The sequence below is a fragment of the Mucilaginibacter gossypii genome, from assembly GCF_017569325.2.
GTDB lineage: Bacteria > Bacteroidota > Bacteroidia > Sphingobacteriales > Sphingobacteriaceae > Mucilaginibacter > Mucilaginibacter gossypii.
This window is the reverse complement of sequence record NZ_CP071878.2, coordinates 5,344,557-5,362,409: the sequence shown is the minus strand read 5'-3', so window position 1 is coordinate 5,362,409 and position 17,853 is coordinate 5,344,557. Positions and strand designations below refer to the sequence as shown.

Genomic DNA, 17,853 nt, shown 5'->3' with positions numbered 1-17,853 from the left:
CTAAGATTTTCGTTTTGCATCTTAGTACCCTGACTATTTAAACTTTATAATGAACCTGAACAAATACGTTCCGCTGGCCCTATTGGCTTTAACACTTTCGGGCGGAAGTGCTTTTGCACAAGTAAAAAAGAAACCTGTTCCGTCGCCTAAAAATAAACCCGGCACCCAGGCCATTGCTGCCAAGAGCGATATATTACCGGTTGACAAGGATGTGATCATTGGTAAATTACCCAATGGCTTAACTTATTATATCCGTGCCAATGTTGAGCCTAAAAGCAGGGCCGAACTTTACCTGGTTAATAAAGCCGGTTCGGTTTTGGAAAATGACGATCAGCAGGGCCTGGCCCATTTTACCGAGCACATGGCTTTTAACGGCACACGCGATTTTCCAAAAAATCAGATGGTTGACTACCTGCAAAAAGCAGGCGTAAAATTCGGCGCCGATTTAAACGCTTACACTTCATTTAACGAAACTGTATATCAATTACCTCTGCCAACTGATACCGTCAGCGTGTTTGAAAAAGGCTTTAATATACTGGCTAACTGGGCCGGGTATGTAAGTTTTGATCCTGTAGAAATTGATAAAGAACGCGGCGTTGTTTTGGAAGAAGAGCGCCTTCGTGGCAAAAATGCCCAGGAACGTTTACAACAACAAACATTGCCCGTACTGCTTAATAACTCAAGGTACGCGTTGCGCTTGCCTATAGGTAAAGAAGACATCCTGAAAAACTTTAAGCCGGAAACCATCAAAGCTTTTTACCAGGATTGGTATCGCCCCGATTTGCAGGCTGTTGTTGCCGTGGGCGATTTTGACCCAAAACGTGTTGAGGCGCTCATTAAACAAAACTTTTCACAGCTTAAAAACCCGGCCGCCGAAAAGCCGAGGACAAAATATTCCGTACCTGCAACACCGGGTACGGCGGTAAAAATTGTTACGGATCCGGAGTATCCATACACTGTTGCACAGATCATTGTAAAACATCCCGGCACGGTTACTAAAACTACCGGCGATTACATGCAGCAGGTAAGGATACAGTTGTTTAACCAGATGCTTAACTCGCGCATAAACGAGTTGCTGCAAAAACCTAATCCACCGTTTTTATATGGCCGTACCAGCTATGGTAATTTTATTGGCGACCAGGATGCTTATACTTCACTGGTTGTCGCCAAACCCGGCGAACTTGAAAAAGCGGTTAAAGCCGTGGTGGCCGAATCTGAACGCGCCCGCAAATTTGGTTTTACCCTTACCGAACTGGAGCGCGCCAAGCAGGATGCACTGGTTGGTATTGGGAATGCTTACCGGGAGAGGGATAAAACCCCTTCGGCAAATTTTGTACGTGAATACCAGGCCAACTTTTTAACCGGCGAGGCTATCCCCGGCATCAGCTATGAATACAATTTTTATATAGGCAATATCTATAAAGTAAGCCTGGCCGATATGAATGCTATGGCCGGTAAATTTATCAGCGATCAAAACCGTGTGGTGGTAGTACAGGCCCCGGATAAAGAAAAAGCTAATTTGCCCGATGAAAAAACCTTGCTGAACTGGATTGCCACAGGCGGCCAAAATGTAACTGCCTATATTGATAATGTATCAAGTGACCCGCTGCTGGCCAAAGTTCCTGAAGGTACTAAAGTTGCTAAAGAAGAAACAGATGAGGCCCTTGGTACAACCACCCTTACTTTAGGCAATGGTTTAAAAGTGATCTTAAAACCTACTGAATACCGTAACGATCAGATCCTGATAAACGGTTATGCTTTTGGCGGTACATCACTGGCAAGTGATGATGAATTTACGTCGGCAAATCTGGCCTCATCTATTATCAGCGGTAGCGGTATAGCGCAGTTTAACCAGGGTATGCTTGATAAAAAACTGGCCGGCAAAAACCTGAGTATTTCGCCGTATATCAGTGAGTTTGCACAGGGTATTTCGGGAAATACCTCACCAGCCGATTTTGAAACAGCCCTTCAGTTGATTTACCTGTACTTTACCCAGCCGCGTAAAGACAAAGACATCTGGGATGCCAACATCGATCAAACCAGGTCGGTATTGAGTACCCGCGGGCTTGATCCCGGAAGTGTTTACCAGGATACGGTATCGGCTGTATTAAGTAACTATAATTTCCGTGGCATGGTAACTACCTTACCAAGGTTAAATGCGGCAACACTTGATAAAGCTTACGATTTTTACAAAAAACGCTTTGCCGACGCCAGTGGTTTTACCTTTACCCTGGTGGGTAATTTTAACGTGGAAACAATTAAGCCATACCTGGAGCATTACCTTGGCGGCCTGCCCTCAACCAATAGCAAGGAAACTTATAAAAACATGAATATTGAGCCGCCTGCAGGATTGATCACCAAAACGGTGAATAAAGGGGTAGGTGAAAAAAGCACAGTACAATTGGTTTTTAGCGGCGATTATGATTACAATGAAGCTAACAATATACAGGTAGATGCGCTGGAAGAAGTACTGAACATTAAACTTATTGAACGGCTACGTGAGCAGGAAAGCGGTGTATATGCTCCCGGGGTAAGGGCCGGCTACCATAAAATTCCGGGAGGCCGTTACACTTTTACCATATCTTTTGGTTGCGCACCCGAAAATGTGGATAAGCTGATCAACGCTACCATGGAGGAGATAGCCAAAATTAAACAGAACGGCGCCTTGCCGGCAGATATCCAGAAATTTGTTGCCGAAGAAGCCCGTTCAACCCAGCAACAGCTTAAACAAAATGTTTTCTGGGCAGGATATCTTGCCTCTACATCGCAAAACGGCGAAAACCCTGATCAGATCCTGGGGCATGTAAGCAGCCTTGAACAAATAACCCCTCAAAGCACCAAAGATGCCGCCAATAAATACCTGAGCGGTAAAAATTTGATTAAACTGATATTGATGCCCGAAAAGAAATAAGGATAGTCGATATCATAATAAAGAAGGCCTTTCCGTTTTGGGAAGGCCTTCTTTATTTGTAGAGACGCATCACATTTGCGTCTTCCGGAGGACAGGCGGCTTTGCCTAATTATCATGATTTGTATGCCCAGGACGCAATTATGTGTTTCTACGTCGAAAACAATCAATGCATATTCAAATAAGCCACTGCAGTATTATTGGCTTTATGCACTACCACGCCAACGCAACGGCCGCTGCCATCTATTTCAAAGGAGATGCCTTTAGCCAAATCAGTATAAATCTGCACCTTATCGCCATTGTTGGTATAGGTAGAGGTTGGCTTTAATGAATAATATTTTTTAATATCCTGTTTGGTTGAACCTACACTTACGCCCTCACCGGTTTTAAACCGTGGCGATGTTATGAGGATCTTTTGTATGTGACTTATTGATTCATCCTTACCGCCCATGTTGCGGTGCGAAAAAACAGCGGTACGGTAACGGGTAATATCATGTTTGGCAAACCAGGTCATCAATGAACTGCCCATGGCCGCGTCGGAGCTATCGGGCTTGCCCAATTGCTTTATCACATTTTGAACATCATCATTTAAAATAATATGCCCGATGCTTTTGCCGGGAGTTATCAGCCAGCCGGATTGGGGGACATTGGCGGTGCCGGTATCCGATGCCATAGTATGATGAATGGTGGTATCGTTTTTATTGCCTGAATGCTGGCCTGTGGTGTCCTTGGGTATGTGATTGGTATCGGCTAAAGTTGTTTCTTTTTTTGAGTTATTGCCACAGGCTAAAAGGCATATGGCGATCGAGATAATTATTAAGCTATTTCTGATCATAAGAGTATAACCAATTTAATAGTTATTTTGTTGGCATGTTTGGTTCACCTATAACCAAACAACAAAATTTTTGTTAACAGGATAATGACAAGCATCGGCCAACAGGTTATACAGCAATGGTACACGGAAAAAAACTGGGAGCAGTTCCCTTTCCAGGCCGAAATGATGGAGGCGTACCTTGGCGGCTATTCAGGCTTGTTGAATGCTCCCACTGGCAGCGGTAAAACTTTTGCCCTGTTCCTGCCTTTTTTGGCGGCGTTCATCAACACACATCCCGATACCTATAAAACAAAACAAAATAACGGTTTGCTGATGCTTTGGATAACGCCATTACGGGCGCTTACCAACGATATCCGTAAAGCCATGCAGGAAGCCTGCGATGAGATAGGTTTACCATGGCGCATAGCTACCCGAACCGGGGATACCCCCGCTGCCGAAAAACAGGCCCTCAAAAAAAAGCAGCCCGAAGTGCTGCTCTCCACGCCGGAAAGCTTGCACCTCATGCTTGCCCAAAAGGAATATCCTAAACTGTTCAGTCAGCTGCAGGTGGTTGTAATTGATGAATGGCACGAGTTGTTGGGTACGAAGAGGGGAGTGCAGGTGGAGTTGGGTTTGTCCAGGTTAAAGCACCTCACCCCAACCCTCTCCAAAGGAGAGGGAGCCGAAAAGTTAGATACTAAAGTAAAAGAAAAATATCCCGGCTATCATACAACCGATGCTTTGAGCTGGCAGGCAAATATTGATAATGCAAAGTTTATGCGTCATCAACCTACCGAAGCTGAAAATATTTTGTGGCAATTATTGAGAGGTAAAAGGACTGGATATAAATTCAGGCGGCAACATCTTGTGTTGAATTATATACCAGATTTTATCTGCCTTGAGAAGAAATTGATTGTTGAGGTTGATGGAGGATATCATAACAGCATAGAACAACAACATTTAGACGAAGAAAGGACAGCATATTTAAATTCACAGGGATATACCGTGCTGAGATATACTAATGATGAAGTGTTGCAAAATCCTGAAAAGGTAATTGATTCCATTAAGCAATATTTAGAAAAAAGCTCCCTCCCCGAGGGGGAGGGTTGGGGTGGGGTGAAAATCTGGGGTATCTCCGCAACTATTGGCAATCTTGAACAGGCTGCCGAAGTTTTATTAGGAAATGATTTTCCGTCGGAACAGGTTAAAATGGTGCGCGCTAACCTGGAGAAAAAGCTGGATATCCGGTCTATTATTCCGCAAAATATTGAGAATTACTCCTGGGCGGGGCATATCGGTTTAAAGCTGCTGCCCGAGGTGATGGAAATAGTTGCCAAAAGTAAAACCACACTGATATTCACCAATACCCGTTCTCAATCGGAGATCTGGTACCATGCCATTTTGGATAATTACCCCGAGTATGCGGGCATCATAGCCATGCACCATGGCTCATTGGATAACGAGCTGCGCAACTGGGTAGAAGCCGCCCTGCATGCCGAAGCCCTAAAACTGGTGGTGTGCACCTCAAGTTTGGACCTGGGGGTTGATTTTCGCCCTGTAGATACCGTTGTACAGGTTGGCAGTCCTAAAGGTGTAGCCCGTTTTATGCAGCGTGCCGGGCGAAGCGGGCACCATCCGGGAGCGACATCTCTGGCTTATTTTGTACCCACGCACTCGCTCGAGTTATTGGAGGGCGCGGCGCTGAAGGAAGCTATTAAGGATAAGATTTTTGAAAGCCGCGATCCGATGCTGCTTACCATGGATGTGCTGATCCAGTACATGGTGACATTGGCCGTGTCTGATGGTTTTTACGCCGATGAACTGTTTAAGGAGGTTAAAACCACCTATGCCTTTGCTGATCTGAGCAGGAACGAATTTGGTCAGCTACTTGATTTTATCACCAGCGGCGGTAAAACACTTGCCCAGTATGATGAATTTTTAAAAGTTGAGGTTGAAAACGGATTGTATAAAGTAAATAGCCGCAGAGTAGCCATGCGGCACCGCTTAAGTATAGGTACCATCACCAGCGAATTGAGTATCCGTGTTAAATGGTTAAGCGGCGGTAGTTTGGGTACTATTGAAGAGTCCTTTGTATCGAAGTTAAAACCCGGGAATACCTTTTGGTTTGCAGGCCGGAGTTTGGAGTTTGTACGGGTGAAAGAAATGACAGCCTACGTTAAAAAATCCAACTCAACCAAAGGCATCATCCCGAGTTGGAACGGGGGACGCATGCCGCTGTCATCGCAACTGGCGGCTGTATTCAGGCTTAAGCTGGATGAGGTGGCGCATGGCATCGAAAAAGACGTTGAAGTTAAAGCTTTGAAGCCGCTTTTTGATTTGCAGCAACAGTTATCGCACCTGCCGCAAAGCCATGAGTTTTTGATCGAGTCATTTAAATCAAAAGAGGGGCACCACTTGCTGTTTTACCCTTTTGAGGGACGATTGGTTCACGAAGGTATGGCATCGCTGCTGGCTTATCGCATCAGTAAAATAAGGCCTGCAAGTTTTTCTATCGCCATGAATGATTACGGCTTTGAATTGCTTACCGACGAAGATATACCTATTGAAGAAGCACTGGAGGATACCGGCTTTTTTTCGATAGATAACCTGATAGATGATATTCAGCACAGTTTAAACGCCAATGAAATGGCCCGCCGCCGTTTCAGGGATATAGCACATATCGGTGGCTTGGTTTTCACGGGTTATCCCGGTCAGCAGGTTAAGAATAAGCATTTGCAGGCATCAACCTCATTGCTGTTTGAAGTTTTCAGCGAGTATGAGCCGGATAACTTACTGGTACGCCAGGCCTATAATGAGGCTTTAGCCTTTCAATTAGAAGAGTTCAGGCTAAGGGCTGCTTTGCAACGGATCCAAACACAAAATATCATTTTGAAAGTGATTGAGCGACCAACACCTTTCGCCTTTCCGATCATGGTTGACAGTCTTGGCCGGGAAAAACTGACTACCGAGACCATGGAAGAGCGCATAGCCAAAATGGCCCGCAGCTATGGTGCCGAAGGTGTTCCCGAACCTGCAGAGCGGAAAAGCAGAAAGCCGGGGATCACAAGGAAGAAGGGGTTTTAAATAAATGTAAAACAAAAGAGGCCAGCTGTATGCAAAGCAAACGGTGGCCCCTTTTTTTCTATCTTTTTACCTTATCAAAATCTCCTGTTCTACGTTTATCTCCTTTAAAAAATATTCATCGTGCGATACAACGATGAGCGTTCCCTGGTAATCGTTAATAGCTGCTGTTAAAATTTCGATGTTTTGAATATCGAGGTTATTGGTGGGCTCATCCAGGATGATCATATCTGGTGCCTGGTTGCTGATGGTTAATGAACAGAGCATCAGCCGCATTTTTTCGCCACCGCTCAGGGCGCTGCATGGTTTATCCCAATACGCCTTAGTAAACAAAAACCTGTTGAGGCGAATTTTGATGTCATGTTCCTGCAATACGCCCGAATTATATTCTTCTGCCTGTTCATAAACACTGAGCTTGTTATTGATGAGTGAATAATCCTGGTCGATATAAATGGCTTTAACTGCCGCGCGTTCAATTGTGCCGGATTGCGGTTTCAGTGAGCCCAGCAGCATCTTTATCAGCGTTGTTTTGCCCGAGCCGTTTGCCCCTTTGATCACCAGCCTTTCGCCGCTGTTGATTTGAAAACTTAGGGGCGGGTTCCAGAGCTGCTGATCTCCGTATCCAAAGTTGAGATCTTTAGCGGTTATCAGTACTTTCCCTTTATGAAGTGCCGAATTGTCAAAACCCATCTTCATTTTATCAATATCCGGCAACCGTGTACGCAGCTGGCTTAGTTCCTGTGCGATAGCATCAGTTTTTTCGGCATGGACACCCTTCATCTTCGAGGTGCTTTTTTCGGCACTGTTTTTAAGCGTTTTCATCATGATAGTGGGCACACCGGCTTTTTCCTGTTTCTTTTTACCACGGGCATCCAGCTTTTGCTGCCGTTCAACTGATTCCCTTTCTGTTTCCTTAGCCTTGCGGAGCGCTTTCTCCCTGCTTTTTACATCCTGGTTCAGGGCGTCGCTCTCCATCATTTTTTGTTCGGCATAAAAATCGTAGTCTCCCCCGTAAACGGTTATGCCCCGCTTGCTAAGTTCGCAAACCGTAGTAAGTAAGTTGAGTAAGGTACGGTCGTGACTAACCACCACCAGCGTATTATTGGTTGATTGGATATAATTATACAACAGCTCCCGGCTTGTGTTATCCAAATGGTTGCTCGGCTCATCCAGCAAAACTATTTCGGGGCGATGAATGGCGATGCCTGCTAAAAATACTTTTGTTTTTTGCCCGCCGCTAAGCGTGCCCATTTTTTGCGACAAATCAATATCCTTAAGCTGCCAATGTATAAACGCTTCCTGGCAGCGTTCCTCAATAGCCCAGTCGTCATTGAGCAGGGTCATATTTTCGTCGGTAACATTGCCTTCAAGAATCTGCTTTAAGGCGTTTAGTTTATCGGCTATTTGCAGGGCTTCGGCAACGCTAAACGCATTGTACTGTCCAAAAATCTGGGGTACATAATATGGTTTCGAACCGGTTTTTACCACACCGCTTGCGGGTTGTAAGTTTCCGGCTAATATTTTAAGCAGGGTTGATTTCCCGGTGCCATTGTTGCCTATCAGGGCTATTTTATCGTTTTTATTAACTACGAGATCTATACCGGCAAATAAAAGATCGCGGTTAGGGTGTATATAAGTGATATCGTGCAGAATAAGCATAATTTCTTTCTTTAAAAAGGTGAATAATTGCAGGGGCGTTGTGGTAACGGCGCTGTTTATTTGTCCTGAAAGAAATTATTTATCACATAAAGGGAATGGTTGGTTACCGGGGCAAAAATAATAAAAATGGTGGAAATGTAATGAAAGCGGTATTCTTCCTCTTTCTACCATAATACTTTTAAAATAAAAAAGCCTTCAAACTCCAGTTCAAAGACTTAGCTCTATCCATCTTCCGGCAAAATTACTTGCTGATCTTCTGTACTTTAAAATCTTCAAACTTTACATCAAAGCTTTGTTTGCCGGGTGCTGCCGCAACCATGCCAATCATCGCTTTTACATTGGGCGGAAAATAAGCCAGGCGGAGCATATCATATTTTTCACCATCGAACGAATATTTGATTTCTACGAAATCGCCTTTACGCAGCAGTTTCAGCCAAACCGATTTGGGACTGTCATGCCTCGGCACTACCGACCAGTCTGAAACTTCGCGGGTAACCACTGCGCTTACGTTTTGCACTCCGTCAACATATTCAATTCCGGTTTTTATCCAGTTTTTGTTATCTATCCTTACCATTAACCCGGCCTGGTGAAACAGCTCTTTGTAGGCCCCGGTAATTTTTACGCTGGCTTCAAAATCACCTTCCTGTTCGGTAAAATAAAATGGACCGTTATCCCTGATAAAGGCATAATGTGTTATCCGCCAGTAATCGGTTGCGGGGTCAACGGTCATGTGCAGCGTACTGCCTTCTATTAATGATTTTTGAGGTTTACTGTACCATTGCATACTGTTTAAATTTTGTGCGAAACCAAATTTGCTGAGCAGGGCAAATAAGGTTAAAAAGGTTAGTTTTTTCATAGAGGTAAATTTATGATATATGATAATAAAGAATGAAGATAGTTTTAGGCTATAAATTTTTGTTTGGCCGGCCTTATCACACCACGCCTTGTAAGGCCAGAGAAGGGGTATTATTTATTAATTGTTAAAATATACTTAACTTAGTATTAAACAACATAAGCAAAATGTATGTCGAAGAACAAACTGCCGCTCTATGCTATAGTTGAATTATTGATGCGCCTTGCCGGTATCGATCCTCAAATCGGAAATTATAAAAATCATTCAGAACGCGGAGACAACGTTCTTGTAAAAACCACCAACGGTACTATTCAACTTTCAAGGGCCCTTGTTTTATCCCAGTTCCATAAGCCTGAAGACATTGAGAAACGCGATTTGGAATCCCTGGCTTCAAGGTTTAGAAGGAAACTGAGCAGGGCAAACAGGTGAAAGAAAAATCAGCCCAAAATCAAAGTAATAACCACATGGAGTATTTGTAATCTTTCGCAAAAAACTGAATAGTTGTTTGACTGTGGGCTAATCGTCAATTTTTTAGAACAGCAGGTCTTATAGTTAAAAATTCAGGAGATTTGCTTCTTAAAAGATTTGCTTATGAACCTCGGATTAGATCAAAAGGTAGCTGTAGTGCTGGCTGCAAGTAAAGGATTAGGAAAAGCCTCGGCAATGGCTTTATCAGCAGAAGGCGCGAAAGTCATCATCGGTTCCCGGAACGCGGCAGAACTTAACGAGGCCGCAGAAGAAATCAGCTCAAAAACGGGCAATGAAGTGTCCTGCTTCCCGGTAGACGTTAGCAATAGCGGGCAATTGACTTCGTTTATAAATGGGGCGGGCAGCCTATACGGACGGATAGATATATTGGTTAATAACGCCGGCGGGCCACCTTTCGGAAAGTTTGAGAGCTTTGACGACATTCAATGGCAACAGGCTTATGAACAAAATATGCTCAGTTTCGTTCGCACATCCCGGTTGGTATTGCCGTTCATGAAAACGGCAGGCAGCGGCCGTATTATCAATATCGTTAGCGGTTCGGTCAAGTCTGTATTGACCAACTCGGTGCTGTCTACCGCGATGCGTATGGGCGTAGTTGGTACGGCCAAAATGCTTGCCGACGAATTAGGCGTTTATGGAATTACCGTCAATAACATTGCGCCGGGCCTTATTTTGACAGATCGGATCAGGCACACACTGCCCCAGGACGTGGACCCCGAAGAGGCAATTAAGGAAAAAGCTAAAAGCATTCCACTCAAACGCATTGGTAAGCCGGAAGAGTTTGCAGCCCTGGTAGCATTCCTTTCATCTGCCCAGGCGGCATACATCAGCGGGACAACCATACAGGTAGACGGAGGTGCCAGCCGTGCTATTTTTTAATTAGGTTCTAACTTCTTGCCTGTATTTCTTTTACTCTCAGTAATATCGAACCCCTGATCTATTTGTATGCAATTGCCGCGCTTGATGGCCCGGTTAATGGAATAATTGAAGTTGATTTAAACCCGGCAATATTTGCCCATCTGTTAAAGTCGGCAAATGTGTAATCAAATCCGGTACCTGTTTCAATAAGCATATTCAAGCTCATCAACATTCCAAAAACATTTTGCTTTCGCTCATCATCTATTATGTTTTCGATAGCTACAAATGCTCCGTTGGCGGGGAGCGCGTCATAAGCTTTTTTCATTAATGATATTTTATTTTCCTCATCCCAATCATGCAGGATATTTCCCATTACAACAACATCAGCATTGGGTATCGGCATAGTGAAGAAGTTGCCGCTTGCTGTTTTTACCTGGTCGGATAGCCCGAATTGCTGTATAGTTGCGTTTGCGACAGGCTCAACCGGCGGGAGGTCAAAACTGATGCAACGCATATGGGCATTATGCCTGGCAACCATCAATGAAAGTAGCCCGGCCGAACCGCCTACATCAATCAGTGTTTTATATTGGGTAAAATCAAATTTTTGAGCAAAGGCCATAAAGTTCCCCATTTGAATGCCACTCATTGCATTAATAAACCCTTTCAATTTTTCAGGATCTGAATATATTAAGCCAAAAAAATCCTCGCTTTTTTTTATTTCGTTTTGCGGAAGCCCGGTAAGCAGCCCTTCGCCCAGGCTACCCCAAAATGTATATAAGCGATTGTTCATCATTTCAAGGATGCCTCCAATATATGATGGCTTATTTTTATCTAAAAATGTATCTGTGTCGAGAGAATTTGAATAAATAGCCGTATCCAAAATACCTTCACGCTTTAAAAACCCAAAAATGGTTAACGCATCTAAAAAATCGTAAACATTCCTGTCGGTACATTTAAGCCCTAAAATGTTTTTGATATCGTTGGCTTTCATGGTTTTCTTTTCGGCAAGCCGGGTGAACAATTGAAAACTTACGGCGGTTAAAAGGATTTTTGAGGCCCAAAACCCTGTGCCAATTTTCATAATGTTTTCGGGTGATGGCTGGTTAGGTTGCTGTTCCATTTTTTTAGTAATTATCGGTTTAAAACTGGTGATGCCTTTCGGCGAATTCTACCCGGCGGGAGAAATTAATTATCTAAAATACAGGTATTTAATTTAAAAAGAAAGGGGGATTGATAATTGTGAAGAATGTATTTATGTTAATTGATTATACCTTTTTCTGTTCGGGCCAAATGGAGGCAAGGCATGATAATTTCTTCGAAATAATGAATTGTGCTATAAGCCGTGCCTTTATTGCTTAAAATGATATCAGTATTTGGAGTACCGCTACGAATGAAGGTACGACTGATTTGAGCAGGGTTTGCGGCAAAAGGGAATAATGCATCGGTGAAAAACCATTCCGCGGCTATTCGTCGACACAATTACCTCATTCATCGTCACATTGACACAAAAAATAGGCGGATTTGTTCCCTCAAATAAACAAACTTTTTAAATCATGAAAAAGCTATTTTTATTTACTGCAGCCCTAAGCCTTATGCTCTTTTCCTGTAAAAAGGATAGTACCAATAACGGGAGTACCGCCCACGTAACCGTGAAGATGACCGATGCCCCCGGCGCTTTTGATGCCGTAATCCTGAATATCAAAAGTGTGATCATTGTAACCGACAAGGGTGAACAAACGCTCAATGTGGATGGAGGCGCGGTTGATATCCTGCGTTTCCGTTCGGGCCGTGATACTGTGCTGGCCGACCAGGATATCCCCGCAGGGACTATTCAGCAGGTGCGCCTGGTGTTGAACGACAGCGGTAACCGTGTGATTGTAGCCGGAGTATCATATGACCTGACTACGCCAAGCGGCCAGACCTCCGGCGTGAAGCTGAACGTTCATGATAAGCTTACCGCCGGTATCGCTTATACTATGCGTTTGGACTTCGACGCCGCGCAATCCGTTGTACTTACCGGTAATGGCAAGTACATCCTCAAACCAGTGATCCGCGCAATTGCCACTGCCGCTTCGGGTGCGCTGACCGGTGTAGTTAGTCCTGTCGCATCCTCACCGAAGGTATACGCTATTACAGGTGCCGACACCATTGGCTCAACTACAGATGCCACCGGTAAATATTATTTTCCTGGCCTCGCAGCAGGCAGTTACCAGGTGAAATTTGTGCCGGTTAGCCCCTATGCCATCAAAACAGTAACTAACATTTCGGTAACAAACGGCACCGTCACTGATATGGGAACGGTGAATATTACCCAGTAACCCAGGTTTACTATTAAAAAGAAACAGCGGAGATTCAGCGGATGGTTAGATGATCTCCCCACCGTTAACCTATATCTTGTAAAAAGCCTTTGATCTGAAGATTGAAGGCTTTTTACTGATAATTCGGCCTCAGCGAGGATATTTCTAAGCTCATAGCTTGCAGTGTTTCCTAAATTGGGCTATTTGCTATTTATTTTTTTGATATAGGTGGATTGCAAATCTTCAACGTCGGTATAGGCAAACGCCGTCCGATAGTGTCTCTTCATACTTCCTGCCATAATTCTATGTCTTTCGCTTATCTTTGCGCGCAATTCAATATTAGCATACAGTGATCAATGTCAACAACATTTCCGTTTCATTTGGCGGAACCACCTTATTTAGCGATGTAACCTTCTCTATCAACGAGAATGATAAGATAGCCCTGATGGGTAAGAATGGTGCAGGCAAGTCGACCATCCTCAAGATCATCGCCGGCGCTGCCAAACCTACTACAGGTAACGTAACCGGACCAAAGGACGCGGTAATAGCCTATTTGCCGCAGCACTTGCTTACCCAGGATAACGTTACCGTTTTTGAGGAAACGATGAAAGCTTTTGACGAGGCCAATCAGATGCAGAAAGAGCTGGACGAGGTGAATGAACAACTCAACATCCGCACCGATTACGATAGTGACGACTACATGAAGCTGATTGAACGGGTATCGGAGCTGAGCGAAAAAGTTTATTCGCAGGAGGAGGTGAATTATGATGCGGAGGTAGAAAAGGTATTGAAGGGTTTAGGTTTTGAACGCAAGGATTTTACCCGCCAAACTTCCGAGTTTTCGGGCGGCTGGCGCATGCGGATCGAGCTGGCCAAAATTCTGTTAAAGAAACCAGACCTGATCTTGCTGGATGAGCCTACCAACCACATGGATATTGAAAGTATACAATGGCTGGAAGACTTCCTGGTTAACTCGGCAAAGGCGGTGATGGTTATCTCCCACGACCGTACATTTGTTGATAACATCACCAACCGTACCATCGAGGTTACCATGGGCAGGATCTACGATTACAAAGCCAAGTACACCCATTACCTCCAGTTGCGTGCTGACCGCCGGGTACATCAATTAAAAGCATACGAAGAACAACAGCGTTTTATAGCCGATAACCAGGAATTTATTGACCGGTTCAGAGGCACGTACTCCAAAACTTTGCAGGTACAATCCCGCGTAAAAATGCTCGAAAAGCTTGAGGTCATTGAGATAGATGAAGTGGATACATCTGCCTTGCGGTTGAAATTTCCACCATCGCCACGTTCTGGACAGTACCCGGTAATGGTTGAAGACCTGACAAAAACCTATGGTGACCATGTAGTGTTCCAAAAGGCAGCCATGGTGATTGAGCGGGGCGAAAAAGTGGCTTTTGTTGGTAAAAATGGTGAAGGTAAGTCGACCATGATTAAAGCTATTATGGGCGAGATTGATTTTGAGGGAAGTTTAAAAGTAGGTCACAACGCCAAGATCGGGTACTTTGCCCAAAACCAGGCGGCTTTGTTAGATGAGAATTTAACAGTATTTGAAACTATAGATCAGATCCCTTTAAGCGATGGCACGGTAAAGATCAAAGATCTTTTGGGTGCATTTATGTTCAGCGGCGATGATACCACCAAAAAGGTAAAGGTACTTTCGGGCGGTGAGAAAACACGTTTAGCAATGATCAAACTGTTGCTGGAACCTGTAAACGTATTGATCCTGGATGAGCCAACCAACCACTTGGATATGAGAACCAAGGATATCATCAAAGATGCCCTAAGAGATTTCGACGGAACACTGATCCTGGTATCTCACGACCGTGATTTTCTTGACGGGCTGGTGCAAAAAGTATTCGAGTTTGGCAACAAACGCGTTCGTGAACATTTTGAGGATATCAAAGGGTTTTTGGCCTATAAAAAGATGGATAGTTTGAAGCAGATTGAGCAGGGGTAAGGGGGAGCACTTTTATCAAACAAAAAGGCCTCAAATCTTCTGACTTGAGGCTTTCTTATTAAGCGATCTCGATGAGAATATACAAAGTGGGCTTTTACTGATTTTTATTATTATTGGTTGTCAAATCTATGGAGAAAGGCACGCTTTCATGTCGATGCAGTTTTGCCGGTTGGTGCCTTTAGAGATCCCGAAAGCTTTAAATCATCCCCCATTTTTGGAAGACTTGCGCTTATTTGATGCATCTCATTTTAATGTAATTGTCGTTGCTTAAACATAAGCAATCCTCTATCGTCGGAATATTACTTATTACCATTAATTTATAAATGGATGCTTTTCATTTTCAAGGCAAAATTTATTACATTTACAACCATCATCATTTTCAGTGCTTAAACTATCACATCCCGATTATTTTCTTCCACTCGTCCATGCGGTCGAGCCAGGTGAGCTTTTTGACTCTGGTACCACGTTGCCCCAACTCATTGTAGGCATTTGTGAACAAAACCAAATTAAAGGTGACTACGTAATAAAGTTTATCCGATCGCAGCGCATGTCACCGAATGCTAGTGCACGTGAACTGATCGCTGCATTAATCGCGCGAGAGCTTGATTTCAATGTACCGGAACCTGTAATAATCCATATTTCGGATGAATTTGTCAAATTAATGCATGGTAATGACAATTTTAGGGTTGCACAAAATAGTTTAGGCTTTAATTTTGGCAGTGAATATCAAAGAGGTTATCTACCGGTTATGAAAGACCAAGTTATTACAGAACGGCTCGAAGCCAACTTGGTCGATCTTTACGCTTTTGATCTATGTATCAGCAACGTTGATCGCAGAGTTGATAAGCCGAATTTTTTAACGAATGGGGATGATATCTTGATTTTTGATCATGAATTGGCATTCAGCTATACACTGGAACTACCCTTTATGAGAAACCAAGAACCATGGCTGATCAGGGAATCCGATATGCAATGGGTCAGCCAAAATTTTTGCTTCAATAGATTGAAGGGAAAGCAGTTTGATTTTTCAAGATTTCAGAATAAGTTAAGTCTGATCGATAATACATTTTGGAATAAAATAGAAACTATTATCCCTGCTGAATGGTTAAGTAATCAGGTAACGGATATTAAAGCCTATTTAAATTCGTTAATTGCGAATGCAGATCTATTTTCCAATGAGTTAAACCGTATACTGTTATGAAAAAAATCGAGTATCAAATCCTGAGATATGTACACGATCGGACGACAGGCGAGTTTGTCAACGTCGGCATCGTTGTTTTTGAACCTCAAAGTCGTTTCCTGGAAGCACGTGTTTTAAACAAATTTAGCCGTATTTCCAATTTCTTTGAAGAGTTTAATGGGCATTTCCTGATCAACACGCTCAAACATTTTCAAAAAGAGATCAAGACTGTTAATCTCGACCTACTTTTTTTTAGTTCAAGTGAATCGATTAGACTGAAGGAGGATCCAAAACTATCGGACATAACGAAAAGTATATTACTGAGGGATAACAACTCATTACAATTATCTGAAGTTAAATGCTGTTTGGATATCCGCCCGGAGAAGGCGTTACAAGACCTATTTGTTCGTTTGATTGAAAAATATAATTCCGATGCATCGAAAGAAGCCCATACTGATTCCTATGCATGGAATAAAATATATAAGACACATTTTGATAAGCTTGGAATCACTGCTAGGTTAAAGGATCATACAGTAAAAACACACAATGATCAAATTAAATTTGACAAGGCGTGGAAGAACGGTGTTTGGAACTGCTATCAAAGTCTTTCATTCGATTTAAAGAGGGAAGATGCTATAAAGACGAAGGTTTATAAATGGTCGGGGATCATCAAGGAGCTCGGGTCATCCAACGAAAAAATGAACTTGTTCTTTCTGACAACCTCTCCAAGGGACAGCGATCATTTAGCAAGCTTCATTAAAGACACCCTATCTCAAAGTGATACTGTGGTTAAGGTTACGATAGTGACAGAAAATGAAGCGGAACAATTTGCACGCCGTGTAAAAACTGCAATCGAATCTGTGAATTAATCGACTGCAGCTCGACTTCGAACGAGGAAGTCACTCATCCAGATTTGTAGGGCGATCACGTACCAAGTAAAAACAACACGTTTGCATAAAGCGCGTTGTTTTTACATCATTACCTATATTTCCCAATTTAACTTCATCAATAAAGCTGGATCAGACGTGCACTGTTGTGATTTAAATTTGAGGAAAGAAGCAAAATTGCATACAAATCACGATATAAGATAGAATGGAAAAATTTATAGGTTTAAGCCATTCAAACAAATTTGAGCTTCGAATCACTCTGTTTTATTGTCATTCCCAACTACTCAAATTCGCCCTATAGCTTTACCTTTTTACGAAAAAACGCTCTTTTCACATAAGAAAAGAGCGTTCTAAGTGGTCCCGACGAAACTCTTTTTCTCAACCTTATTTAGCATATGATGTGTAAAAACAAAGCATTTTGATCCAAATTAAATCATCAAAAACCATTTTAAATCAAATAAATTTCCCCTATAATTTCCCCTCGATATTTATAGAAAATTATTGCTTTTAGGCTCTAAATAGCATAAACATAGAAGTGCTTGGCTCCTTTCTGACCCGTTATAATCAGGCATTCGTTTTTGCTATTTCTTGTTTTCATAATTCGAAATGGATCTACTCCTTTTTGCAGTTCATTAAAAGCAATGTCTAACTTCTCTATCCAAGTGTCGCTATCAACTTTCCAATATTTATCTTGGTAATAAAAGTGGCCAAAGGCCTTCCTGTTACCTCCTGAAGTTCTACCATCTAATCTTATATGTTCCTTGTGCCGTTCTTTATAAGGTACAACGGCTTCCTCAAAAAAATCAATGAATCTATGGCATTTCATTTACCCCAATTAATATT

The 17,853-nt window shown here is 42.9% G+C and carries 13 protein-coding genes; 8 read left to right on the top strand and 5 right to left on the bottom strand.

Annotated features, from left to right (window positions below; translation table 11 throughout):
* Positions 1-49 precede the first annotated feature (49 nt).
* A complete protein-coding gene (locus tag J3L18_RS22550) occupies positions 50-2,911 on the top strand; it encodes a M16 family metallopeptidase (RefSeq protein WP_129567862.1) in 2,862 nt (953 codons plus the stop codon).
* 163 nt (positions 2,912-3,074) lie between these two features.
* On the opposite strand, the gene J3L18_RS22545 is transcribed toward J3L18_RS22550, so the two are convergent.
* Entirely contained in the window at positions 3,075-3,743 is a 669-nt protein-coding gene (locus J3L18_RS22545; RefSeq protein ID WP_129567861.1) for a hypothetical protein, read from the bottom strand.
* Positions 3,744-3,827: 84 nt separating this feature from the next.
* Between J3L18_RS22545 and J3L18_RS22540 the strand changes: the two genes are divergently transcribed.
* A complete protein-coding gene (locus tag J3L18_RS22540) occupies positions 3,828-6,806 on the top strand; it encodes a ligase-associated DNA damage response DEXH box helicase (protein ID WP_223266076.1) in 2,979 nt (992 codons plus the stop codon).
* Between the two features lie 66 nt (positions 6,807-6,872).
* Here J3L18_RS22540 and abc-f read toward each other — a convergent pair whose 3' ends face one another.
* Complete coding sequence (abc-f, locus tag J3L18_RS22535; protein WP_129567860.1) at positions 6,873-8,462, bottom strand: ribosomal protection-like ABC-F family protein; 1,590 nt, start codon at positions 8,460-8,462, stop codon at positions 6,873-6,875.
* A gap of 241 nt (positions 8,463-8,703) precedes the next feature.
* Positions 8,704-9,318 (bottom strand): DUF1349 domain-containing protein, encoded by a 615-nt coding sequence (locus J3L18_RS22530; RefSeq protein WP_129567859.1) that lies wholly within the window; start codon positions 9,316-9,318, stop codon positions 8,704-8,706.
* A 168-nt stretch (positions 9,319-9,486) separates the two neighbouring features.
* On the opposite strand from J3L18_RS22530, the gene J3L18_RS22525 reads away from it, so the two are divergent.
* Together J3L18_RS22525 and J3L18_RS22520 are read left to right on the top strand one after the other, a co-directional pair.
* On the top strand, positions 9,487-9,744 hold the full coding sequence (locus J3L18_RS22525; RefSeq protein WP_090534727.1) for a hypothetical protein: 258 nt from the start codon (positions 9,487-9,489) through the stop codon (positions 9,742-9,744).
* A 162-nt stretch (positions 9,745-9,906) separates the two neighbouring features.
* Positions 9,907-10,683, top strand: a complete 777-nt coding sequence (locus J3L18_RS22520) for an SDR family oxidoreductase (protein WP_129567858.1) — start codon at positions 9,907-9,909, stop codon at positions 10,681-10,683.
* A 58-nt stretch (positions 10,684-10,741) separates the two neighbouring features.
* Here the strand turns inward: J3L18_RS22520 and J3L18_RS22515 are convergent, their stop codons facing one another.
* A complete protein-coding gene (locus tag J3L18_RS22515) occupies positions 10,742-11,782 on the bottom strand; it encodes a methyltransferase (protein ID WP_129567857.1) in 1,041 nt (346 codons plus the stop codon).
* Between the two features lie 433 nt (positions 11,783-12,215).
* Here J3L18_RS22515 and J3L18_RS22510 point away from each other — a divergent pair, with 433 nt between their 5' ends.
* The 4 genes from J3L18_RS22510 (at position 12,216) to J3L18_RS22495 (ending at position 16,992) form a co-directional block, all read left to right on the top strand.
* Positions 12,216-12,980: a DUF4382 domain-containing protein gene (locus tag J3L18_RS22510; RefSeq protein ID WP_129567856.1), complete on the top strand. Its 765-nt coding sequence runs from the start codon at positions 12,216-12,218 to the stop codon at positions 12,978-12,980.
* A gap of 328 nt (positions 12,981-13,308) precedes the next feature.
* On the top strand, positions 13,309-14,943 hold the full coding sequence (locus tag J3L18_RS22505; protein ID WP_129567855.1) for an ABC-F family ATP-binding cassette domain-containing protein: 1,635 nt from the start codon (positions 13,309-13,311) through the stop codon (positions 14,941-14,943).
* A gap of 382 nt (positions 14,944-15,325) precedes the next feature.
* Positions 15,326-16,144, top strand: a complete 819-nt coding sequence (locus J3L18_RS22500; protein WP_129567854.1) for a HipA family kinase — start codon at positions 15,326-15,328, stop codon at positions 16,142-16,144.
* On the top strand, positions 16,141-16,992 hold the full coding sequence (locus J3L18_RS22495; protein WP_129567853.1) for a DUF3037 domain-containing protein: 852 nt from the start codon (positions 16,141-16,143) through the stop codon (positions 16,990-16,992). The genes J3L18_RS22500 and J3L18_RS22495 overlap by 4 nt, the downstream gene beginning before the upstream one ends.
* 532 nt (positions 16,993-17,524) lie before the next feature.
* Here J3L18_RS22495 and J3L18_RS22490 read toward each other — a convergent pair.
* Entirely contained in the window at positions 17,525-17,836 is a 312-nt protein-coding gene (locus tag J3L18_RS22490) for a hypothetical protein (protein WP_129567852.1), read from the bottom strand.
* Between the last annotated feature and the right edge of the window lie 17 nt (positions 17,837-17,853).